Here is a 22,526-nt window from a genome sequence, read left to right as displayed (position 1 = left end):
GCGGCTGGATTGGCGACTCAGCGTTGCGCGGTTTTCGTCGCGGTGGCGCTGTTTTCATGGATCAGCCGGGTAATTTCCGCATCGGCATCGGCCAGTTGCTGCCCATACACATCGGTGCTGAACGAAGCCTTCTGCGGCGGCTGCTGGGCCAGCACCGGGCCGCTCTGGTCATGCAGGTTAACCTCGACCTGGGTCGACAGGCCGACCCGCAGCGGGTGCTTGGCCAGCTCTTCGGCGTTGATGTGAATGCGCACCGGCACCCGCTGGACAATCTTGATCCAGTTGCCGGTGGCGTTCTGCGCCGGTAGCAAGGCAAAGGCACTGCCGGTGCCGGCGCCGAGGCTGTCGATGGTGCCGCTGAATTTCACCGAACTGCCATACAGGTCGGCCTCGATGTCCACGGGCTGACCGATGCGCATATCACGCAGCTGGGTTTCCTTGAAGTTGGCGTCGATCCACAGCTGATCCAGGGGAATCACCGCCATCAGCGCGGTACCCGGCTGAACCCGCTGGCCCAATTGCACGGTGCGCTTGGCGACATAGCCGGTCACCGGGGCAATCAGTGTGGTCCGCGCATTGGCCAGATAAGCCTGGCGCAGTTGCGCGGCCGCGGCTTTGACATCCGGGTGATTGGATACCACGGTGTCATCCACCAGGGCGTTGCTGCTGTTGAGTTGATGCTGGACGTTGTTCAGCGCGCTCTGGGCGGAGGTCAGGTCGTCACGGGCGTGAGACAGCTCTTCCTGGGAAATCGCGCCACCGGCCGCCAGGTTCTTGCGACGGGTAAAGTTTTCCTGGGCCTTCTGCACCGCTGTCTTCTGCTCGGCGACCTGGGCGCGTATGCCGTCGACATTGCTGTACAGGCCGCGGACCTGGCGCACGGCCTTGGCCAGGTTGGCCTCGGCGCTTTGCAGACCGATCTTGGCGTCGCTCGGATCGAAGTTCACCAGCACCTGCCCGGCATGCACCAGATCGCCGTCATCGGCACCGATGCTGACCACGGTGCCGGTCGCCAGCGGGGTGACTTCCACCACGTTGCCGTTGACATAGGCGTCGTCGGTGCTTTCGTTCCAGCGTCCGTAGACTTCATGCCAACCCCAGACACCGAGGCCGCCAAGGATCACCAGCAGGGTGAGACCGGTCAGCATGACCTTGCGCTTGCGGGAATTGCCAGCATCCTGGGTTGTTTCAGTAGTGTTCGTTGCAATGGCCATGGCAGGTACCTTGAATTAATAAGTCTGAGCCGAGGGGCGGGTGGCGTTCGAGGCGATGTTGTCAGCCTGGAAACCACCACCCAGGGCCTGCATCAGTTCAATGGAGAGGTCGATCTGCTGGGCATTCAGGTCCGCCAGCTGACGCTGGGCCTGCAACAGGGTCTGCTCGATGGTGAGTACGTCCAGGTAGTTGCCGATGCCCGCGCCATAGCGCTGCAACACCGTGTTATAGGAGTCCTGGGCGATATCCGCCGCATGTTGCTGGGCCACGATCTGCTGGCCGAGGGCGCGCAGTTGCTGGAGGGTGTCGCTGACATCACCCAGGGCCTGGACCAGGCTCTTGTTGTATTGCGCCACCGCCAGGTCGTAGTCGGCGTCCTTGGCGTCGAGGCCGGCGCGCAGGCGACCGCCATCGAAGATCGGCAGCGAGACGGTCGGCGCGATGCTGAAGAAACGACTGGCGGAACCGAACATCGCATCACCCAGCAGCGACTCGCCACCGGCGGCGGCACTCAGGTTGAGATTGGGATAGAAACGCGTCTTGCCGGCAGCGATATCCTTGCTCGCGGCCTCGACACGCCAGCGCGCGGCCACCAAGTCCGGACGCCGCCCCAGCAGTTCCGCCGGCAGCACCGAAGGCAAGGCCACGGCGCTCGGCTGGAGGATTTTCGGCCGGGCGATCTCATTGCCGCGATCCGGGCCCTTGCCCAGCAACACGGCCAGGGCGACCTTGGCGCTTTGCAGCTTTTTCCCGGCGTCGATCACCTGCTCTTCAGCCGTGGCGGCCAGGCTTTCGGTCTGCTGGTACTGGTAGTGGCTGTCGATGCCGGAACTCAGCCGACGCTTGCCCAGGTCCAGCAGCTTGTGGGTGCGCTGCAGGTCATCGTTGGCCAGGTCATAGACGATATGCGCCTGCCCCAGGTTGCTGTAGGCCCGTGCCACGTCGGCGGCCAGGGTCAGTTGCGCGGCCTGGCGGTCGACTTCGGCGGCACGTGCCTGGCCCAACGCGGCTTCCCAGGCGTCACGCTGGCCGCCCCAGAGATCGAAGCTGTAGTTGAAGGTGACACCCGCCTTGCGCACGGTCTCGTAGAGGCCGCCGCGACCGGTGGGGTCCTGGTCCCGTGGCAGGCGCGAACGGGTGATACCGCCACTGGCATCGAGGGTCGGCGTCCGCGCCGCATCGGCGGCATCGGCCGCTGCGCTGGCCTGATGCGCCCGCGCGCTGGCGACCTGCATATCGGGGCTGTCGCGCAGGGCTTCGCGGATCAGGCCATCGAGTTGCGGATCGCCGAGGCTTTTCCACCAGTCGCTTTTCGGCCAGGCCGCCGGCGACAGGGTCACGCCCTTGAGGGATTGAGCGGCCTTGAGGTCTTTCGCCTCGAGGCTGACGCCTTCGGTGTTCAGGCCGCTGTAGCTGGCGCAACCGGCCAGGACCATCGACACGAACACCAGGCTGAAGCCGGTACGCAGGGTTTTACTGCTCATTTTTTTCACCCACCCGCAGCAGGGTGATCGAGTCCCCGGCCGCCAGCAAAATTTTCTTCAGGATCTCTTCCAGGCTCCGCAGCTCTTGCGGGGTGACAGCCCCTGCCAGTTCGTTCATCGCATCGGCACCGATTTCCGGCAAACGGTCGGCAAGGACCTGCCCCTGCGCCGTCAGCACCAGTTGCACCTGGCGCCGATCGCCTTCGGAACGCCGACGGGCGAGCAGATCTTTCTGCTCCAGGCGATCAAGCATGCGAGTCATCGAACCGCTGTCCAGGGACAGGTGGCGGCACAGCTCGGCCGGAGTATCAACCCCGAACTGGGCCATGATGATCAACACCTTGAACTGCGCGGCGGTGATGCCGTACGGCACCATATGGGCGTCGATGATCCGGTCCTTGAGCAACGCGGCACGGCCCAGGAGCAGGCCGAGATGGCAGTTGTGAAAGTCGTCCGGGGTGAAATGTTTCATTAGGCCACCAAAAGCTGCTTAGGCAGAGAGTTGGTGAGATATTACTGCTTAGGCAGCTAATATCAAAGCATTAGTTAGCAAGCTTTTTATTTAGTCGATGAAAGGCGACCCGCCGGATAGATAACTCTAGACACACCTTTGAATTCGATGTTTGATAGCGATACGGCTAGGCTTCCCTGACATACCTGACAAGGAGTCACAGGTGAAAAGCAGGGATTTGATCGCCGAACTGGAGGCCGCTGGCTGGATACTGAAACGAATCAGGGGCAGTCATCATGTGTTTGTCCACCCCAGCAGCCCCCACTCGATCCCCGTGCCACATCCGAAGAAGGATCTGCCGCTCGGGACCATCAGAAGCATCAGAAAACGGGCGGGCTTGCTATGAACCCGTTCAGTCAGGAGACCATCATGCAATATCCCATCGCGATTGAATGGGGTGATGAACACACCGCCATCGGCATCCAGATTCCGGATATTCCGGGGGCCGTGACCGCCGGCGATACGTTCGAAGAGGCTTATAACGCCGCCCTGGAAATCGCCCACATCATGCTCGAGGAGATCGTTTCGAACGGCCAGCCCGTGCCGACACCCTCGCCCTCCTTCACCCATCGGAAAAATCCCGAGTTCGCGGACATGGGCTGGGGCATGCTGGAAATCGATATCTCGCCCTACCTGGGCAAGACCGAGAAGGTCAACGTGACCCTTCCCGGCTTTGTGATCCAGCGTATCGATCGTTACGTGCGCGACCACCGGATCAAGAGCCGCTCATCGTTCCTGGCGGACGCGGCGCTGGAAAAGCTGGTGCGCACTTAAACGCTGGCAACGGCCGGGACACCGCTGTGGAAGCGGAATTCGCTGTCGGGTGACTCGATCAGGTCCTGCTCGACCGCCCGCACCCGCTCGATGACTCGGCCGATGTCCTCGGCGTCGCCGTATTGGTAGGCCAGTTTCAGGTAACCCTGGAAATGCCGGGCCTCGCTCTTGAGCAGGCCGAAGTAGAATTTGCCCAGTTCTTCGTCCAGATGCGGCACCAGGGCCTCGAAGCGCTCGCAACTGCGGGCTTCGATAAAGGCGCCGACCACCAGGGTGTCCACCAGTTTGACCGGTTCGTGGCTACGGACCGCCTTGCGCAACCCCGAGGCATAACGACCGGCGGACAACTGCCGCAACTCGATCTTGCGCCGCTTCATCAGCCGCATGACCTGTTCGTGGTGCACCAACTCTTCCCGGGCCAGACGCGACATCAGGTTGATCAGATCGACATGGGAGTGGTACTTGGCGATCAGGCTCAAGGCGGTGCTGGCCGCCTTGAACTCGCAGTTCTTGTGATCGATCAGCAGCGTTTCCTGATCCGCCAGCGCCGCCTGCACCCAGCCTTGCGGGGTCGGGCAACCGAGGAATTCATGGATTTCCGGCAGATTCACAGGAAAACTCCCGTCACAGGAGAGGCTTGGCAAGGGCGCAACGCGGGAATAGTCGACATGGGGCTCACAAAAACCGGGGGGATCAGGCAGAACAAGGTCGCTGATTATACGGCGGCCGGAGCAGATCGCCAGTCGCCCTGCTTGATATGCATCAAGGTCGCAGTCGGCAGACTGCAACTATAGTTGTACCAAGTCGCCTTCAGACTTTCTCGGAGCACCCCGACCATGCAAGCCATCCGCAGCATTCTGGTGATACTCGACCCCGACCACGCCCACAGCCTGGCCCTCAACCGCGCCAAGCTGATCGCTGGCGTCACGGATGCGCACCTGCACCTGCTGATGTGTGATCCCAAGCACGACCACAGCGCCCTGCTCAGCCTGCTCAAGAGCCAGTTGCATGACGACGGCTACAGCGCCACGGCCGAACAAGCCTGGGACAAGACCATGCACGAGACCATCATCGGCGTGCAACAGGCCGAAGGCTGCGGCCTGGTGATCAAGCAGCACCGCCCCGACAGCCCGCTGAAGAAGGCCCTGCTGACCCCTTCCGACTGGAAGCTGCTGCGCTACTGCCCCTGCGCCGTATTGATGGTCAAGACCGAGACGCCCTGGTCAGGAGGCGTCGTTCTGGCGGCCGTGGACGTGGGCAATGCCGATGATGAACACCGGCACCTGCACGCCAGCATCATTGATCACGGCTATGACATCGCCAGCCTGGCCAAGGGCAGCTTGCACGTGATCAGCGCCCACCCCTCGCCCATGCTGTCGGCCGCCGACCCGGTATACCAGCTCAGGGAAACCATCGAAGGCCGTTATCGCGACCAATGCCGGGATTTCCAGGGCCAATTCGATGTGGATGACGAACACCTGCATATCAAGGAAGGCCCCGCCGATGTGCTGATTCCCCATATGGCCCGCACGCTCGGGGCCGCGGTGACGGTGATCGGCACGGTGGCGCGCACCGGGATTTCCGGGGCACTGATCGGCAATACCGCGGAAGTGGTGCTCGATGCCCTGGAAAGCGATGTGCTGGTGCTCAAGCCCCAGGAAATCATCGATCACCTGGTGGAGACGGCGCCACGCCCCTGATCAGCCGCCCATGGCCTCCTTGAGGAAACCCGGGGCGATATAGCGCTGGTAATGCGCCTCGGACAGCAGGAAAAATTCCCGATCGATGGCGTCGCGCAGCGACGGCAGGTCCCAGTCGCGAAACTCCGGCAGCAACACCATGCCATAGGCCTCCAACTGGCTGATCACCCGGGCGCCACGGGCAATCAACTGGTACGCCCAGCAATATTCCGACTGATGGGGCACGAAGCGGATCTTGCGGGCCTCCAGTTGCTGGCGCAGCCTGGACGGATCGAATACCTCGATCTTGGCCACCATGACCTGGACCAGCAATTGTTCCAGGCGCAACCAGACCGCACGCTTTTCTTCCTCGTTGTAGCCGTTCCAATGGATGACTTCATGGTGGAAGCGCTTGCAGCCGCGGCACACCAGATCACCGTAAACAGTGGAGCAGAGGCCGACGCAGGGGGTCTTGATGGTCTGATTGGACATGGGCAGGGGTCACGCGGAAAAGCAGAACAGGTCCGCATGTTAGCCCTTTGTCTAACAAGGGTCACCCCCGAACCTGTAGGGCCTAACTTACCTTTCTTTGGAATATGCCGTAGAATCGGCCTGCCTTTTTAGGCGCCAATGTCCGTTGGAAGCTGTTTTCAAAGCGTCACGAGCACAGTTCACCCTAGAGAACGGCGTTGGCGCAGGAATTCCCCCCGGAAGCCCCTGCGCCGACCCTCATCAGCCCCGTTCCGCAGGCGTAAAACTTTGAAAACAGCTTCTGTTGGAAATCGTGGAAACTCTGGCTAAGCGGCTCAAAAAGCCCCGCAGCGCATGAGTGCCGTGCATTTCTGGATGAGCGTCCCGGACACCCATTTGGGACCACTGATGAGGGTAATAACTGTGCTTGAAGCCTACCGCAAACATATCGAAGAGCGTGCAGCCCTGGGTATCGTGCCCCAGCCGCTTAACGCCGAACAAACCGCAGGCCTGGTCGAGCTGCTGAAAAATCCCCCGGCTGGCGAAGAAGCTTTCCTCGTTGACTTGATCACCAACCGCGTTCCGCCTGGCGTGGACGAAGCGGCCTACGTCAAGGCCGGTTTCCTTTCCGCCCTGGCCAAGGGCGAAGTCAAGTCCCCCCTGATCGACAAGAAACGTGCGGTAGAACTGCTCGGCACCATGCAGGGCGGCTACAACATCGTGACCCTGGTCGATCTGCTGGACGACGCCGAGCTGGCAGCCGTTGCCGCCGCGCAACTCAAGCACACCCTGCTGATGTTCGACGCCTTCCACGACGTCGCGGAAAAAGCCAAGAAGGGTAACGCCCACGCCAAGGAAGTGATCCAGTCCTGGGCTGACGGCGAGTGGTTCAAGAACCGCCCGGTGCTGGCCGACAAGATCAGCCTGCGCGTATTCAAGGTCACCGGCGAAACCAACACCGACGACCTGTCGCCGGCTCCGGACGCCTGGTCGCGCCCTGACATCCCGCTGCACGCCCTGGCCATGCTGAAAATGGCCCGTGACGGCATCGTGCCTGACCAGCAAGGCGCCATCGGCCCGATGAAACAGATCGAGCAGATGCGCAACGACGGCTTCCCGATCGCCTACGTCGGTGACGTGGTCGGTACCGGTTCGTCGCGTAAATCGGCCACCAACTCGGTGCTGTGGTTCTTCGGCGACGACGTCCCTTACGTGCCGAACAAGCGCGCAGGTGGCTTCTGCTTCGGCAGCAAGATCGCCCCGATCTTCTACAACACCATGGAAGATGCCGGCGCACTGCCGATCGAGTTCGACGTTACCAACATGAACATGGGCGACGTGATCGACCTGTACCCCCATGCTGGCAAGGTCACCAAGCACAACAGCGATGAAGTCCTGACCACCTTCGAAATGAAGACCCCGGTCCTGCTCGACGAAGTCCGTGCCGGCGGTCGTATTCCGCTGATCATCGGCCGCGGCCTGACCGAGAAGGCGCGCGCTGAACTGGGCCTGCCACCTTCGACCCTGTTCAAGCTGCCGGAAGCTCCCGCTGAAAGCACCAAGGGCTACACCCTGGCGCAGAAAATGGTCGGCAAGGCCTGTGGCGTGACGGGCGTTCGTCCTGGCACCTACTGCGAGCCGAAGATGACCACCGTCGGTTCCCAGGACACCACTGGTCCGATGACCCGCGACGAGCTGAAAGACCTGGCCTGCCTGGGCTTCTCCACCGACCTGGTCATGCAGTCGTTCTGCCATACCGCGGCCTATCCGAAGCCGATCGACGTCACCACGCACCACACCCTGCCGGACTTCATCATGACCCGCGGCGGTGTTTCCCTGCGTCCGGGCGACGGCATCATCCACAGCTGGCTGAACCGCATGCTGCTGCCGGACACCGTCGGCACCGGTGGTGACTCCCACACCCGTTTCCCGATCGGCATCTCGTTCCCGGCCGGCTCCGGCCTGGTGGCTTTCGCCGCCGCCACTGGCGTGATGCCATTGGACATGCCGGAATCGATCCTGGTGCGTTTCAAGGGCAAGCTGCAACCCGGCGTCACCCTGCGTGACCTGGTTCATGCCATCCCTTACTACGCCATCCAGAAAGGCCTGCTGACCGTCGAGAAGAAAGGCAAGAAAAACGCCTTCTCCGGCCGCATCCTGGAAATCGAAGGCCTGGAAACCCTGACCGTCGAACAGGCTTTCGAGCTGTCCGACGCCTCGGCCGAACGCTCCGCCGCCGGTTGCACCATCAAGCTGTCGAAAGAGTCGATCGCCGAGTACCTGAAGTCGAACATCACCCTGCTGCGCTGGATGATCGGCGAAGGCTACGGCGATGCCCGCACCCTGGAGCGTCGTGCTCAGGCGATGGAAGCCTGGGTTGCCAACCCGGAGCTGCTGGAAGCCGACAAGGACGCCGAGTACGCGGAAATCATCGAAATCGACCTGGCCGACGTCAAGGAGCCTGTGCTCTGCGCGCCGAACGACCCGGACGACGCCCGTCTGCTCTCCAGCGTTGCTGGCGAGAAGATCGATGAAGTGTTCATCGGTTCCTGCATGACCAACATCGGCCACTTCCGCGCTGCGGGCAAGTTGCTGGACCAGGTCAAAGGCCAGTTGCCAACCCGTCTGTGGCTGTCGCCGCCGACCAAGATGGACGCTCACCAGCTGACCGAAGAAGGCTACTACGGCATCTACGGCAAAGCTGGCGCACGCATGGAAATGCCGGGCTGCTCGCTGTGCATGGGTAACCAGGCACGGGTAGAACCGAACTCCACCGTGGTCTCGACTTCGACCCGTAACTTCCCGAACCGTCTGGGCGACGGCGCGAACGTCTACCTGGCTTCGGCTGAGCTGGCGTCCGTGGCTTCGATCCTGGGTCGCCTGCCGACCGTCGAGGAATACATGGAGTACGCCGGTAAGATCGACAGCATGGCTGCCGACGTTTACCGCTACCTCAGCTTCGACCAGATCGCCGAGTTCCGTGAAGCCGCGGCGAACGCCAAGATTCCGGTCGTTCAAGCCTAAGCTGTACGCGCAATAGAAAAAGCCCCGACTAGTCGGGGCTTTTTTATGCCTGTCGGTTTTATACCTGCCGTTACTGACGCACCAGGCGCTGGTTCGGGAACACAGCCGCTTCGGTACTGCGATACGGATTGATATCCAACCCGCCCCGTCGCACGTAGCGCGCGTACACCGTCAATTTTTCCGGTTTCAACAGGCGTTGCAGGTCAAGGAAGATCCGCTCCACACACTGCTCGTGGAAGTCCGAGTGCTGGCGGAAACTCACCAGATACGCCAGCAGGCTCGCGTGATCCAGCGCCGCGCCGCGATACTCCACCACCACACTGCCCCAGTCCGGCTGGCTGGTCACCGGGCAATTGGACTTGAGCAAATGGCTGTGCACGCTCTCCTCGACAATCCGCGACGCATCGCAACGCAACAGTTCCGGACGCGGATGGGCGTAGTCACTGACACTGATCTCCAGGTCGTCGATGCACACACCCGGCAAAGCGACCACACCCTCGGCCTGCACCTCGCTCAAATGGCGGACCCGCACCCCCACCGGCTTGCCGGCAGCGGCCGACAGATCGGCACGCAGTACCGCTTCCAGACTGGCGGTATCAACGAACGGCGTCTGGTTCAGGGAGTTGAGGTACAGCTTGAAGGACTTGGATTCGATGATATTCGGCGAATCCGCCGGGATGCTGAACTCACCGATCGCCACCACCGGCTTACCGGACGGCAACAACCAGGACAACTCGAAGCAGTTCCAGAAGTCCACGCCGACATACGGCAGGGTCTCGGCGCTCAGGCCCAGCTCGGCCCATTTGGCCGCCCGTGGAATCGGAAACAGCAAAGACGGGGTGTAGGTGGCGATGTACTCACTGGACTTGCCCAGTGGCGAATGTTCGGCGGCGGGATGCATGGCAAAAACCTGACTGAATAAACCCCGCCAGTCTATCGCAATTCACCCGCACGCACGAAAACCCTGGGCCCGGCCGGGCCACTTCAAGGCGCAACCTTCACCGTGCCGACCATTCCCGCCTGGTAATGCCCGGGAATATTGCAGGCAAACTGCAGGTTCCTGGCCTGGCTGAAGGTCCAGGTCAGCTCGGCGGTCTTGCCCGGCTCCACCAGCACACTGTTGGGGTCGTCATGCTTCATCCCGTGCCCCATGGCCCCGTGATCCATGCCCGTCATATTCATGCCGGTGGCGGTCAACTGGCCGCCCTGCTGCATCTTGAGCATCTCCTGCTGGTGCTCGGCATGGGCCGCCGCATGGCCCAGGTTGAATTCATGCAGCAGATGACCTTTATTGATCAGCACGAAACGCACGGTTTCACCCGCCCTCACATCCAGTTCCTTGGCACTGAAGGCAATGTCGGTCATGGTCACTTCAACCATACGGGTGGCCTTGCTCGGCGGCGCCGGCTGGCCGAAGTCGTAGCTCTCCGCGGGCGAGGCCAGGGCAGGCAGACTCAGGGCCAGCAAACCGGCCAGCAGCAAGCTGTTACGCAAAAACATAATCACACTCCAAGGGGATGGGCTCCAGGCTGTGTGAAACTGTAAGGCCCGCTCGCTGGCATTGAGCTGACCTTCAGATTACAACTTTGTCAGCTTGCCCCCCGGCCAGCGAGTGCGCGGTATAACGTTCCTGTGTCATTAGCCATGAGTCATCCATGAAACTGCTGATCGTCGAAGACCAACCGAAAACCGGCCATTACTTGCGCCAGGGCCTGAACGAGGCCGGCTTCAACACCGAACTGGTGGCCGACGGCACCACCGGCCAGCATTTGGCGCTGACCGGCGACTACGCGCTGCTGATACTCGATGTCATGCTGCCCGGTCGCGATGGCTGGCAAATCCTCCAGGCCGTGCGCAGCGCCGGCCTGGATATTCCGGTGCTGTTCCTGACCGCCCGCGATGCCGTCGAGGACCGCGTCCACGGCCTGGAGCTGGGTGCCGACGACTACCTGGTCAAGCCGTTCGCCTTTTCCGAACTGCTGGCCCGGGTCCGCAGCCTGCTACGCCGGGGCAGCGCGGCCACCCAGGAAACCCACCTGCAACTGGCCGACCTGCGCCTGGACCTGATTCGTCGCCGGGTCGAACGGGCCGGACAGCGCATCGACCTGACCGCCAAGGAGTTCGCCCTGCTGGAACTGCTGCTGCGGCGCCAGGGCGAGGTCCTGCCCAAATCCCTGATCGCGTCCCAGGTCTGGGACATGAATTTCGACAGCGACACCAATGTCATCGAAGTGGCGATCCGCCGTCTGCGCTTGAAGGTCGACGACGCCCATCCGCACAAGCTGATCCATACCGTGCGCGGCATGGGTTATGTCCTTGAAGAGCGCAACGCCTGATGCGCCGCCTGTCCCTGGGCAGTCGCCTGGCCCTGTTGTTCGCCGCTTGCACCGCCGTGGTTTCGCTGAGCGCGGGCGTACTGTTCAACCGTGCCAGCGAGTCGCACTTCATCGAACTCGACCAGCAACTGCTCGACGCGCGCCTGGCGGCCTTGCGTGGCAGCCTGGCGGGCGTCGGGAACCGCGACGACTTTCAGCAGCGCCGCGAACGGCTGCCGGCCGAACTCAACCTGAGCCCGGACCTGGCCTTGCGGGTCAGCGGCGCCGATGGCCAGCGCTGGTTCAATGCAGCGAATGCCCTGCCCGGCGACCTGCCGACGCAAGCCGGGCTCACCAGCCTGCGAATCGAGGGCACCGCCTATCGGGTCTTCAATGCCCCGCTGGACCCGAGCAAGGCCGACTCACCGCAACTGACCCTGATCCTCGATATCACCCATCACCAGCATTTCCTGCAACGCATGCAGCACCTGATCTGGCTGACGGTCAGCCTTTCGGCCCTGGCCACCGCCCTGCTCGGCGCCTGGGCAGCGCGCAGTGGCTTGCGCCCCTTGCGGCGCATGAGTGAAGTGGCCGCCGGGGTTTCGGCCAGCTCGCTGACCCAGCGCCTGCCCGAGGAACAGATGCCGCCGGAACTGGCGGAGCTGGCGCAGTCGTTCAATGCCATGCTCGCGCGCCTGGATGACTCGTTCCAGCGACTCTCGGCGTTCTCCGCCGATATCGCCCACGAACTGCGTACGCCACTGTCGAACCTGCTGACCCACACCCAGGTCACCCTGACCCGGCCCCGGACGCTGGAGGACTACCGCGAAACCCTGCATAGCAACCTCGAGGAGCTGCAATGGATGGCGCAGCTGGTCAACGACATGCTCTACCTGGCCAAGGCCGACCACGGGCTGCTGACGCCCCGGCGTGAGGCGCTGGAGCTGGCCGATGAGGTGGATGCCCTGCTGGAGTTCTTTACCCCACTGGCGGAAGAGAATCGAGTGCGACTCAAGCGTGAAGGCCAGGCGAGTCTGGCGGGCGATCGCGGCATGCTGCGTCGGGCGTTGTCCAATCTGCTGGACAATGCCTTGCGCTTCACACCTGAGGGCGGCGAGATCGCGGTGAGGCTGGAGAATGTGCCGCAGGGCCTGCGGGTCAGCGTCGAGAATACGGGGGAAGGTATTGCCCCGGGATTGTTGCCGCAGCTGTTCGACCGTTTTTATCGGGCCGACCCGGCACGCCGTGAAGGCAGCAGTGAGCATGCGGGGTTGGGACTGGCGATTACCCAGTCGATCGTTAGGGCCCATGGTGGGCAGATTCGTTGTGAATCGGAGAGGGGCTGGACGCGGTTTGTGATCGAGTTGCCGTGCCAGGCTTAAGACCGAGTCGCGGCCTTCGCGGGCAAGCTCCGCTCCCACAGGTCCTGAGCCGTACACAAAATCCAGGCCTGACTCTGAAACCTTGTGGGAGCGGAGCTTGCCCGCGAAAGGGCCATCCCGGGCTACGAATATCTCAGGGCGTGAGCCGGCTCGATCTTCGCCGCCCGATACGCCGGGTACAGCGTCGCCAGGAAACTGAGGATAAACCCGGCCGAACAGATCAACACCACATCCCCCGCCTGCAACTGCGACGGCAGGTTACTGACGAAATACACGTCGGAACTGAAGATATGCTGCCCACTGACCCGCTCGATCCAACCCACCATTTCACTGACATTCAGTGCTGCAATCACCCCCAGCACACCGCCGATCAAGGTCCCGACAATCCCGATCACCGTGCCCTGGACCATGAAGATCGCCATGATCTGCCGTGGCGTGGCGCCGATGGTGCGCAGGATCGCGATATCCGCGCCCTTGTCGTTCACCACCATGATCAGGGTCGCGATGATATTGAATGCCGCCACCGCGACGATCATCAGCAACAACAGGCCGATCATGGTCTTTTCCATCTTCATGGCACTGAACAGGCTGCCCTGGGTATGGGTCCAGTCATCGGCCTTGAAATCGCTGCCCAGGCCCGTGGCGATGTCCGTGGACACCTGCGGCGCCGCATACAGGTCCTTCACCGCCAGCCGCACGCTCTGCACCTGGTTCGGCTGCCAGTGCTGGATATCCGCCGCGTCGCTCATATGGATCAGCGCCATGGAGCCATCCAGCTCCGCACCGACCTTGAACACCCCGACCACGTTCAGCCGTTGCAGGCGCGGGGTAATACCGCCGGGCTCGGTGCTGGGTTCCGGGACAATCAGGGTCAGCTTGTCGCCGACATTGACCCGGAAGCGCCGCGCGGTGATCTCACCGATCACCACCCCGAACTCACCCGGTTTCAGATCTTCCAGGCGCCCCTGGACAATATGCTGGGCCACAATCGACACCTTGCCTTCCTGGGCCGGGTCGACACCACTGATCTGGATCGGCTGCATCGAACCCTTGTAGGAAAGCATGCCGTCCATTTCGGTAAAGGGCACCGCCGCCGTCACTTCAGGATTCTTCAGCGCCGCCGCAGCCACCGGCTGCCAATCGTCGATGGGTTTGACACCGACGATGGTGGCGTGGGGCACCATACCGAGAATCCGTGAGCTCATTTCCTTCTGGAAACCGTTCATCACCGACAGCACCACGATCATCGCCAGCACGCCCAGGGCGAGGCCGATCATCGAGGTCATCGAGATAAACGAGACAAAACGGTTGCGGCGCTTGGCGCGGGTATAGCGCGTGCCGATGAAAATCGATAACGGTCTGAACATTCGCTGGCCACCGTAGAAAAATAATCGACCCGACACCCGCGCAATTCAACGGGTGCAGGTCCTGGCGAATCAGATAGCGACGAGTTTGCCGTCTTCCAGGTGCAACACGCGATCCATCTGCCGGGCCAGGTTCATGTCGTGGGTCACCACCAGGAACGCCGTGCGCATCGAGGTGCTGAGTTCCAGCATCAAGTCCTGGATGCCCTGGGCGGTATGGTGGTCGAGGTTACCGGTGGGCTCGTCGAGCATCACCAACCCCGGTTTGTTCACCAGGGCCCGGGCAATCGCCACGCGCTGGCGCTCGCCACCGGACAACTCCGACGGCTTGTGCTCCAGGCGATGACCGAGGCCGACCCGCTCCAGCAACGCCGTGGCGCGCTGACGGGCCTCGGGAATCGCGGTGCGCCCGATCAGCAGCGGCATGCAGACGTTCTCCAGCGCGGTGAACTCGGGCAACAGGTGGTGGAACTGGTAGACGAACCCCAGCGAGCGGTTGCGCAACAGGCCACGGGCTTTCTCGCCCAGGGCGGAAAGCTCCTCGCCAGCCAGCCAGACGCTGCCCTGGGACGGTGTATCAAGACCGCCAAGCAGGTTGAGCAAGGTACTTTTGCCCGAACCCGAGCTGCCGACGATCGCCACCCGCTCACCGGCGTGCAGCTCCAGCTGCAGGCCCGACAGGACCACCACCGACTCCGGGCCTTCCTCGTAGGACTTGCCCAGGTCGCGGCAACTCAGCACTGCTTTTTCACTCATGCCCAACTCACTCATAACGTAGCGCCTCCGCAGGCTGGGTGCGCGCCGCACGCCAGGCTGGATACAGGGTGGCGAGAAAACTCAGGACCAGTGCCGCGCCGCAGACCATCAACACATCCTCGGCCATCAACTGGGACGGCAGGTAGTCGATGAAGTACACGTCGGCATTGAGAAACTTGTGCCCGATCAGGCGCTCCAGGGCGGCAATCGCGGCGCTGACGTTCAGCGCGGCGAGAATCCCGACCACCGCGCCGATCAGCGTACCGATCACCCCGATCACGGTGCCCTGGACCATGAAGATCGCCATGATCTGTCCCGGCGTGGAACCCAGGGTGCGCAGGATGGCGATATCGCCCTTCTTGTCGTTCACCACCATCACCAGGGTCGAGATGATGTTGAACGCCGCCACCGCCACGATCAGCAGCAACAGCAGGCCGATCATGGCCTTTTCCATCTTGATCGCCTGGTACAGGTTGCCGTGGGTACGGGTCCAGTCACGGGCGTAGTAATGACCATCGCCCAACTGCTGGGCGATCTCCCAGGCCGTGCGTGGGGCCTGGAACAGGTCGTCGAACTTCAGCCGCAGGCCCTGGACCTGATCCGGCTTCCAGCGATGCAGGCGCGCCAGGTCCTCGAGGTTGGTCACGCCCAGGTAACCGTCCAGCTCACCGGCACCGACATGGAAGATGCCGACCACGGTGAAGCGTTTCATCCGTGGAAACATCCCCGCCGGGGTCACCGTGACTTCCGGGGCGACGAAGGTCAGCTTGTCGCCGAGTCCGACGCCCAGCTTGGTCGCGGCCTTGTCGCCGATGACGATGCCGAAGCTGCCGGGGGTCAGCGCATCGAGTTGGCCCTGCTGCATGAACTGGTCAATGATCGAGACCTTGCGCTCCTGCGCCGGGTCGATGGCATTGAGGATCACCTTCTGCACCTGACCGTTGTTGGTCAACAGGCCCTGCATCTGGGTAAACGGCGCGACGGCCTCTACCTTCGGGTTCTTGAGGATCTTGTCGGCCAGCGCCGGCCAGTTGCTGATCGGCTCATCGGACTCGATGGTCGCGTGGGGCACCATGCCCAGCACGCGGGTGCGCATCTCATGATCGAAGCCGTTCATCACCGAGAGCACCACGATCATCACGACCACGCCAAGCGCGAGTCCGATCATCGAAGTCAGGGAGATGAAAGACACAAAATGATTGCGACGCTTTGCACGGGTATAACGCGTGCCGATAAATACGAAGAGTGGTCTGAACATGTCGGGGCTTGTTCGGAGGAAAAGAAGACGTCCTTGTGGCGAGGTAGGGTCAGCAGCTTTACACTCAGACCATCACCTCTGCCCTGGGTTCGCCATGTCGACATTAGATGAAGAAGATCGCCGCGAATACTACCGTATCGAGGACACGATCGCACTGGAAATCAGCCCCTTGTCCGCCCCCGAAGCGGCGAACAAGGAAGTGTTACAAGATGCTTCTCCGCTCTTCAACCTGCTGAGCGAACTGCACCTGAGCGAATTCGAGTCCCAGCACCTGCTGCGCCAGGTCAGCGAGCGTGACCGAAGCCTGACGGCCTTCCTCAAGGCCCAGAACAAGCGCATCGACCTGCTGAGCCAGGTAATGGCCTATTCGGTGCTAGGCGAGTTCGGCGAACCGCAACGGGTGACTCTTTCCGAAGGCGGCCTGGAGTTCGAACACCATATCGCCTATCCCGCCGGCAGCCACCTGGCGATCAAGATGGTGCTGATGCCCCAGGCGCTCGGACTGTTGCTGCGGGCCAAGGTAACCCATTGCGCGCCCCGCCACTTCGGCACCTTCGACATCGGCACCGAGTTCGAAGCCTTGACCGATGCCCAGCGCCAGTTGCTGGCGCGGCATATCCTGCAGAAACAGGCGCAGGAGCGACGCCTGGCCCGGGAGCAGAGCGACCCCGAGGCCACCTGATCCCTGCGGCTGCAACCAGCCTGCCGTCTTAACCTAGTAACCGTATTTTTTCTCCCTGAAGGAGCAGTCGTGACTCTGATTTATGGCCATCGTGGCGCCAAAGGTGAAGCACCGGAAAACACCCTGACCAGTTTCCAGGAATGCCTCAAGCACGGCGTACGCCGTTGCGAGCTGGACCTGCACCTGTCCATGGACGGTGAACTGATGGTCATCCATGACCCGACCCTCAAGCGCACCACCGACCGCCGCGGCAAGGTGGTCGAACACTCCGCCGCCGAGCTGGTGACCTATGACGCGCGCCAGGGCGGTCCGGGCTGGATCAAGCCCTGCCCGATTCCACGCCTGGAAGAACTGTTCGAACAGTGCGATTTCGAGCACTGGCAACTGGAAGTCAAGAGCGCCTCGCGCACCCGGGCGGCGACCACCGTGCTGGCGATCCGCGAAATGGCCCAGCGTTTCGGCCTGCTGGACAAGGTCACCGTCACTTCCAGCTCCCGGGAAGTGCTCAAGGCCGCCCTGGAACTGACCCCGGACCTGTCACGCGGACTGGTAGCCGAATATGCCTGGCTCGACCCGTTGAAGGTCGCCCAGAGTTATGGCTGCGAGATTCTGGCGTTGAACTGGACACTCTGCACCCCGGAACGCCTGATCAAGGCCCAGCGTCAGGGTCTGCATGTGTCGGTGTGGACGGTCAACGAACCGGCGCTGATGCGCAGGCTCGCTGACTTCGGCGTCGATAGCCTGATTACAGACTTTCCCGGTTTGGCCACGGCCACACTTGGCAAAGGCTGAAATCGGTCTCCCCGGCCGGCTCAGGCCACCGGCCGGAGCCGCTCAAAAAAGCCGGTTGAGACCATCGTACGCCGCTACCCGATAGGCTTCGGCCATGGTCGGGTAGTTGAAGGTGGTGTTGACGAAGTACTTCAGGGTGTTGTTCTCGCCCGGCTGGTTCATGATCGCCTGACCGATGTGCACGATCTCCGACGCCTGGTAACCGAAACAGTGCACCCCCAGGACTTCCAGGGTTTCACGGTGGAACAGGATCTTCAGCATGCCTTGCGGCTCGCCGGCGATCTGCGCCCGGGCCATGCTCTTGAAGAACGCCTTGCCGACTTCGTAAGGCACCTTGGCCTTGGTCAGTTCATGCTCGTTCTTGCCGATCGAGCTGATCTCCGGAATGGTGTAGATCCCGGTCGGCACGTCGTTGACATAACGCCAGCTGCCGTTGTCGACAATGCTGCCCGCCGCCGAACGCCCCTGGTCGTGGGCGGCACTGGCCAGGCTCGGCCAGCCGATCACATCACCGGCGCCGTAGATGTTCGGCACGCAGGTGCGATAGTTCTCGTCGACCTCGATCTGGCCACGGCTGTTGACCTTGACCCCGATGTTCTCCATGCCCAACTTGTCGGTGTTGCCGGTCCGGCCGTTGCACCAGAGCAAGGCGTCGGCCTTGATCTTCTTGCCCGACTTCAGGTGCAGGATCACCCCGTTGTCCAGGCCTTCGACCCGGTCGTACTCTTCGTTGTGACGCACGGTGATGTTGTTGTTGCTGAAGTGGTAGCTCAGGGCCTGGGAAATTTCCGAATCCAGGAAGCTGAGCAACTGGTCGCGGTTGTCCACCAGTTCCACCAGCACGCCGAGACCACTGAAGATCGAGGCGTATTCACAACCGATCACCCCGGCACCATAGATGATCAGCTTGCGCGGCGTATGGCCGAGGCTGAGGATGGTGTCGCTATCGTAGATACGCGGGTGGTGGAAATCGATATCGGCCGGGCGATATGGACGCGAACCGGTGGCGATGATGATGTGCTTGGCCACCAGTTTCTCGACCACCCCGTTGGAGCAGACCACTTCGATGGTCTGCTCGTCGGCGAAGCTGCCGGTGCCGAAGAACAGGTCAACCCGGTTGCGGGCGTAGAAGCCGGTGCGCGAAGCGACCTGCTTGGAAATGACCTTCTCGGCGCTTTTCAGCACGTCCGGGAAGGAAAACCAGCGCGGTTCACCAATGGCCCGGAACATCGGGTTGGTGTTGAACTGCATGATCTGCCGGACCGAGTGACGCAAGGCCTTGGACGGGATGGTCCCCAGGTGGGTGCAGTTACCGCCGACCTGGCGACGGCTGTCGACCATCGCCACCTTGCGCCCCGCTTTCGCGGCGTTCATTGCCGCGCCTTCACCAGCAGGGCCGGAACCCAGTACCACTACGTCGTAGTTGTAGACAGCCATGCGTACTCCTCAGAACAGGCCGAGGCACCCCTCTGGCACCTGCGGCTAAATCATGTCGCGGCCAGCGACATGAAGGATCAAATCTCGGTGTGCAGTCTATAGAAGCTTCAACGCCGCGCACATTAACCCTTGGTCGCGTCGTAGGCCAGCTTTGCCTGCACTACATGTTATGCCCGTCACCCTTGGCCAGGCGCTCGAACGCCTGATTTGTCCGTGTGACGAAACCTGTATCGGCACGCATCACAAAAAATGCGGCAATCATGTGTTTTTCCGCGTAATCCCAGCCACGCTCGGGCCCCAGTATCAGCAACAGCGTCGAAAAACCGTCGGCCATCAACGTCGACGGGTGAATCACCGTGACCGATGCCAGGTTGTGGGTAATCGGCGCGCCGGTCAGGGCATCGAAGGTGTGGGAATAACGCTTGCCGTCCTGTTCGAAATAATTACGGTAATCGCCCGACGTGGAAACGCCATAACCGTCGAGGGCGATGATCCGCTGCGCCACCTGCTCGTCATCCCGTGGCACCTCCAGGGCGATCCGCCAGGGACTGCCATCGGGCTTTTTGCCGACGGCCTTCAACTCGCCAGTGGCTTCGGCGAGAAAACTGTCCAGGCCAAGTGCCTGCAAACGCGCGACGATACGGTCCACCGTATAACCCGCCGCGATGCTGTTGAAGTCCACCTCCACGGCGGCGTCCTTGCACAGTTGGTCGCCGTCAATCCGCAGGTACCGGTGGCCGACACGCTGACGCACCTCGGCCAACCGTGCCGCGTCCGGCACCTTTTCCTCGCGCCCCTGCGGACCGAAGCCCCAGAGGTTCATCAAAGGCTCGACCGTCAGGTCGTAGGCACCGTCGCTGTCCAGCGACAACTGTTCGCCGACGCGGACCAGTTCCAGAATAGAAGAGGGCATGACCTGGCAACTGTGGGCCGGTAGCTCGTTGAAGCGCTCGATATCCGAGTCGCCACGATAGGTCGACATCTGCCGGTCGACCTCGGCCAGGATCGCCTCGACCGCGGGCTTGACCTCGGCGACCGCCGGGCCACCGGCATGCCGGACGTACTGGATCGAATAGGTGCTGCCCATGGTCGGGCCGCCAAACTGCTCCAGCGAATCTGCGTTACCGCAACCGCCGAGCAGGACAAAAACACCGCTCAGCACCAGGGCGGGTAACAAAGGCATGGCAGGCTGTGGATTTGACATAGTCTGTAGAAAGGCCCTTTTCGAGGTTGACCATTATGCGTCAGATAGCCGCCTGCCTATTACTGATCTTCAGCTCGCTGACCTGGGCCGGCCCCACCGAACGCCTGAAGGAAGCGCATTTCCCCAGCCAATGGCACAACGGTAGCGAAACCCTCGAACTCAAGGGGCAAAGCGTCCTCACCTACCTCTGGGCCGACGTCTATGCCGCCGCGCTGTATAGCCCCTCCGGCATCAGCGCCCGCCAGGCCGTCACCGAACTGCGCGACCTGCGCCTGGAACTCTATTACTTTCGCGACATCGACCGAAGCGATGTCATCAAGGCCGCCACCGCCACCCTGCAACGCCAGCAAACAGTGGCTACCCTGGCCCGCCTGCAAGGCGAACTGGACAGCCTGCACCAGAGTTTCAAGGACATTCAGCGCGGTGATCGCTATGCACTCGACTACCGGGTCGGACAAGGGCTGAACCTGGAGCGCAACGGCCAGGTGATCTTCAGCAGTCGCGATCCGGAACTGGCCAGGGTGTACTTCGGTATCTGGCTGGCCCCGCAAGGCCTGTCGGATCCGTTACGGGAAACACTGTTGGCACAAAACCACGGCTGAAGCCGTCTAGATCAAGGGTTGTGCCACTTAGCCAGTAGCCTAGGTTTTTTGTTGCCTGATGACTCTAATACACATATCGTTACATAACTGTACTGCCAGCGTGCGTATGCCTGAAAGGTTCAGTAAGGACGAGCAAAGACGATGGATTGCTTATAAGACAGACAAAGAGAGTAAATAACATGGCCTCGAATACGGGCAAGGGCAAGGCGATTTTTCGCGTTGTCAGCGGCAATTTCCTTGAGATGTTCGACTTCATGGTTTACGGCTTTTATGCCACGGCCATCGCTAAAACCTTCTTTCCTGCCGACAGCGCATTTGCATCCCTGATGCTCTCGCTCGCCACCTTTGGTGCCGGCTTCCTGATGCGCCCGCTGGGTGCAATTTTCCTCGGCGCCTACATTGACCGCCATGGCCGTCGCCAAGGCCTGATCATCACCCTGGCGCTGATGGCGGCGGGCACGGTGCTGATTGCCTGCGTACCCGGCTATGCGACCCTGGGCGTTGCGGCACCGCTGCTGGTCCTGCTCGGTCGCTTGCTGCAGGGCTTCTCCGCCGGCGTGGAACTGGGCGGCGTCTCGGTCTACCTGGCCGAGATCTCGACCCCGGGCCGCAAGGGCTTTTTCGTCAGTTGGCAGTCCGCCAGCCAACAGGCCGCGGTGGTTTTCGCCGGCTTGCTGGGTGTGGGCCTCAACCACTGGCTGAGCCCAGAACAAATGGGTGACTGGGGCTGGCGCGTACCGTTCCTGGTGGGCTGCATGATCGTTCCGGCAATCTTCCTCATCCGTCGCTCGCTGGAAGAAACACCTGAGTTCCAGGCACGCAAACATCGTCCGAGCCTGTCGGAAGTGATGCGTTCAATCGGTCAGAATTTCGGCCTGGTGCTGGCGGGCACGGCACTGGTGATCATGACCACCGTGTCCTTCTACCTGATCACCGCCTACACCCCGACTTTCGGCAAGTCAGAGCTGCACCTGTCGGACTTCGATGCCCTGCTGGTGACCGTCTGCGTCGGCCTGTCGAATTTCTTCTGGCTGCCGGTGATGGGTGCGCTGTCCGACAAGATCGGGCGCAAACCGTTGCTGCTGGCGGCGACCATCCTGGCGATCCTCACCGCGTATCCAGTGCTGTCCTGGCTGGTGTCGGCGCCAAGCTTCAGTCACCTGCTGATCGCCTTGCTGTGGCTGTCGTTCCTCTATGGCTCCTACAACGGTGCCATGGTGGTGGCGCTGACCGAGATCATGCCGGTCGAAGTGCGGACCACCGGTTTCTCCCTGGCCTACAGCCTGGCGACGGCGACCTTCGGCGGCTTTACCCCGGCGGTCTGTACCTATCTGATCCACGTGCTGGACAACAAGGCGGCACCGGGCATCTGGCTCAGTGCCGCGGCAATACTGGGGTTGATTGCGACCCTGGTACTGTTCCGTGGCAACAAGCATGAACTGCGCACGGCGCAGATGGCTGTGTCCAGCCGCGGCTGAGCAGACACCTTCACCCGCCAGCAAACGCCCGCAATGCCGGCGCTTGCTGGTCACCTCGCGCGCAGCACGGACGTTGCGCGGCGGTTTGCCAAGGGCTC

Annotated in this window: 22 protein-coding genes; 10 read left to right on the top strand and 12 right to left on the bottom strand. The window is 62.0% G+C overall.

The genetic code is table 11. The features are described 5' to 3' along the window. Positions 1 to 17: 17 nt before the first annotated feature. The 3 genes from M5C01_RS03605 to M5C01_RS03595 are packed head-to-tail and all read right to left on the bottom strand — an operon-like array spanning position 18 to position 3,171. Positions 18 to 1,214, bottom strand: coding sequence for an efflux RND transporter periplasmic adaptor subunit (locus M5C01_RS03605; protein WP_103499468.1), 1,197 nt, complete (start codon positions 1,212 to 1,214; stop codon positions 18 to 20). A gap of 15 nt (positions 1,215 to 1,229) precedes the next feature. Further along, on the bottom strand, positions 1,230 to 2,699 hold the full coding sequence (locus M5C01_RS03600; RefSeq protein WP_152737334.1) for an efflux transporter outer membrane subunit: 1,470 nt from the start codon (positions 2,697 to 2,699) through the stop codon (positions 1,230 to 1,232). After that, positions 2,689 to 3,171: a MarR family transcriptional regulator gene (locus M5C01_RS03595; RefSeq protein ID WP_103499470.1), complete on the bottom strand. Its 483-nt coding sequence runs from the start codon at positions 3,169 to 3,171 to the stop codon at positions 2,689 to 2,691. The genes M5C01_RS03600 and M5C01_RS03595 overlap by 11 nt, the downstream gene beginning before the upstream one ends. 202 nt (positions 3,172 to 3,373) lie before the next feature. Between M5C01_RS03595 and M5C01_RS03590 the strand changes: the two genes are divergently transcribed. Beyond that, on the top strand, positions 3,374 to 3,556 hold the full coding sequence (locus M5C01_RS03590; protein WP_103499471.1) for a type II toxin-antitoxin system HicA family toxin: 183 nt from the start codon (positions 3,374 to 3,376) through the stop codon (positions 3,554 to 3,556). Positions 3,557 to 3,579: 23 nt separating this feature from the next. Continuing rightward, positions 3,580 to 3,984 carry a type II toxin-antitoxin system HicB family antitoxin gene (locus M5C01_RS03585; protein WP_103499481.1) on the top strand — a complete coding sequence of 135 codons (405 nt, stop codon included), beginning with the start codon at positions 3,580 to 3,582 and terminating at the stop codon, positions 3,982 to 3,984. Here the strand turns inward: M5C01_RS03585 and miaE are convergent. Next, complete coding sequence (miaE, locus tag M5C01_RS03580; RefSeq protein WP_178129745.1) at positions 3,981 to 4,595, bottom strand: tRNA isopentenyl-2-thiomethyl-A-37 hydroxylase MiaE; 615 nt, start codon at positions 4,593 to 4,595, stop codon at positions 3,981 to 3,983. The genes M5C01_RS03585 and miaE overlap by 4 nt on opposite strands. Positions 4,596 to 4,820: 225 nt before the next feature. On the opposite strand from miaE, the gene M5C01_RS03575 reads away from it, so the two are divergent. Then, positions 4,821 to 5,684 carry a universal stress protein gene (locus tag M5C01_RS03575; protein WP_103499474.1) on the top strand — a complete coding sequence of 288 codons (864 nt, stop codon included), beginning with the start codon at positions 4,821 to 4,823 and terminating at the stop codon, positions 5,682 to 5,684. On the opposite strand, the gene M5C01_RS03570 is transcribed toward M5C01_RS03575, so the two are convergent. Then, on the bottom strand, positions 5,685 to 6,155 hold the full coding sequence (locus tag M5C01_RS03570; protein WP_152737331.1) for a DUF1289 domain-containing protein: 471 nt from the start codon (positions 6,153 to 6,155) through the stop codon (positions 5,685 to 5,687). A gap of 402 nt (positions 6,156 to 6,557) precedes the next feature. On the opposite strand from M5C01_RS03570, the gene acnB reads away from it, so the two are divergent. Beyond that, positions 6,558 to 9,158: a bifunctional aconitate hydratase 2/2-methylisocitrate dehydratase gene (gene acnB / locus M5C01_RS03565; protein ID WP_177102612.1), complete on the top strand. Its 2,601-nt coding sequence runs from the start codon at positions 6,558 to 6,560 to the stop codon at positions 9,156 to 9,158. A gap of 70 nt (positions 9,159 to 9,228) precedes the next feature. On the opposite strand, the gene queF is transcribed toward acnB, so the two are convergent. Continuing rightward, positions 9,229 to 10,059, bottom strand: coding sequence for an NADPH-dependent 7-cyano-7-deazaguanine reductase QueF (gene queF / locus M5C01_RS03560; protein WP_152737329.1), 831 nt, complete (start codon positions 10,057 to 10,059; stop codon positions 9,229 to 9,231). A gap of 83 nt (positions 10,060 to 10,142) precedes the next feature. Further along, positions 10,143 to 10,658: a cupredoxin family protein gene (locus M5C01_RS03555; protein ID WP_152737328.1), complete on the bottom strand. Its 516-nt coding sequence runs from the start codon at positions 10,656 to 10,658 to the stop codon at positions 10,143 to 10,145. Between the two features lie 155 nt (positions 10,659 to 10,813). On the opposite strand from M5C01_RS03555, the gene M5C01_RS03550 reads away from it, so the two are divergent. Both M5C01_RS03550 and M5C01_RS03545 read left to right on the top strand, forming a co-directional pair. Then, entirely contained in the window at positions 10,814 to 11,494 is a 681-nt protein-coding gene (locus M5C01_RS03550; protein ID WP_103499479.1) for a heavy metal response regulator transcription factor, read from the top strand. Next, the gene (locus M5C01_RS03545) at positions 11,494 to 12,855 is read left to right on the top strand and encodes a heavy metal sensor histidine kinase (RefSeq protein ID WP_103499480.1); all 1,362 of its coding nucleotides are present in this window, start codon (positions 11,494 to 11,496) and stop codon (positions 12,853 to 12,855) included. Before M5C01_RS03550 ends, M5C01_RS03545 begins: the two co-directional genes overlap by 1 nt. A gap of 122 nt (positions 12,856 to 12,977) precedes the next feature. On the opposite strand, the gene M5C01_RS03540 is transcribed toward M5C01_RS03545, so the two are convergent. From M5C01_RS03540 to M5C01_RS03530, 3 genes are all read right to left on the bottom strand, one after another. After that, entirely contained in the window at positions 12,978 to 14,222 is a 1,245-nt protein-coding gene (locus tag M5C01_RS03540) for a lipoprotein-releasing ABC transporter permease subunit (RefSeq protein WP_152737327.1), read from the bottom strand. A gap of 69 nt (positions 14,223 to 14,291) precedes the next feature. After that, positions 14,292 to 14,975 carry a lipoprotein-releasing ABC transporter ATP-binding protein LolD gene (gene lolD / locus M5C01_RS03535; protein ID WP_177102479.1) on the bottom strand — a complete coding sequence of 228 codons (684 nt, stop codon included), beginning with the start codon at positions 14,973 to 14,975 and terminating at the stop codon, positions 14,292 to 14,294. A gap of 7 nt (positions 14,976 to 14,982) precedes the next feature. Beyond that, on the bottom strand, positions 14,983 to 16,233 hold the full coding sequence (locus M5C01_RS03530) for a lipoprotein-releasing ABC transporter permease subunit (RefSeq protein WP_103498397.1): 1,251 nt from the start codon (positions 16,231 to 16,233) through the stop codon (positions 14,983 to 14,985). 94 nt (positions 16,234 to 16,327) lie between these two features. On the opposite strand from M5C01_RS03530, the gene M5C01_RS03525 reads away from it, so the two are divergent. Continuing rightward, the gene (locus tag M5C01_RS03525; protein WP_152737326.1) at positions 16,328 to 16,915 is read left to right on the top strand and encodes a PilZ domain-containing protein; all 588 of its coding nucleotides are present in this window, start codon (positions 16,328 to 16,330) and stop codon (positions 16,913 to 16,915) included. Positions 16,916 to 16,984: 69 nt separating this feature from the next. After that, complete coding sequence (locus M5C01_RS03520) at positions 16,985 to 17,707, top strand: glycerophosphodiester phosphodiesterase family protein (RefSeq protein ID WP_100939189.1); 723 nt, start codon at positions 16,985 to 16,987, stop codon at positions 17,705 to 17,707. 42 nt (positions 17,708 to 17,749) lie between these two features. On the opposite strand, the gene sthA is transcribed toward M5C01_RS03520, so the two are convergent. Next, the gene (gene sthA / locus M5C01_RS03515) at positions 17,750 to 19,144 is read right to left on the bottom strand and encodes a Si-specific NAD(P)(+) transhydrogenase (protein ID WP_103498395.1); all 1,395 of its coding nucleotides are present in this window, start codon (positions 19,142 to 19,144) and stop codon (positions 17,750 to 17,752) included. A 160-nt stretch (positions 19,145 to 19,304) separates the two neighbouring features. Further along, positions 19,305 to 20,327, bottom strand: coding sequence for an FAD:protein FMN transferase (locus M5C01_RS03510; protein WP_247263000.1), 1,023 nt, complete (start codon positions 20,325 to 20,327; stop codon positions 19,305 to 19,307). Between the two features lie 56 nt (positions 20,328 to 20,383). On the opposite strand from M5C01_RS03510, the gene M5C01_RS03505 reads away from it, so the two are divergent. Beyond that, positions 20,384 to 20,950 carry a chalcone isomerase family protein gene (locus tag M5C01_RS03505; RefSeq protein WP_103498393.1) on the top strand — a complete coding sequence of 189 codons (567 nt, stop codon included), beginning with the start codon at positions 20,384 to 20,386 and terminating at the stop codon, positions 20,948 to 20,950. 179 nt (positions 20,951 to 21,129) lie between these two features. After that, positions 21,130 to 22,428, top strand: a complete 1,299-nt coding sequence (locus M5C01_RS03500; RefSeq protein ID WP_152737324.1) for an MFS transporter — start codon at positions 21,130 to 21,132, stop codon at positions 22,426 to 22,428. Positions 22,429 to 22,526: the final 98 nt, after the last annotated feature.

The sequence above is a fragment of the Pseudomonas sp. MWU12-2319 genome (assembly GCF_023242525.1).
GTDB lineage: Bacteria > Pseudomonadota > Gammaproteobacteria > Pseudomonadales > Pseudomonadaceae > Aquipseudomonas > Aquipseudomonas gingeri_D.
This window is presented reverse-complemented; position numbering and strand designations above follow the sequence as displayed.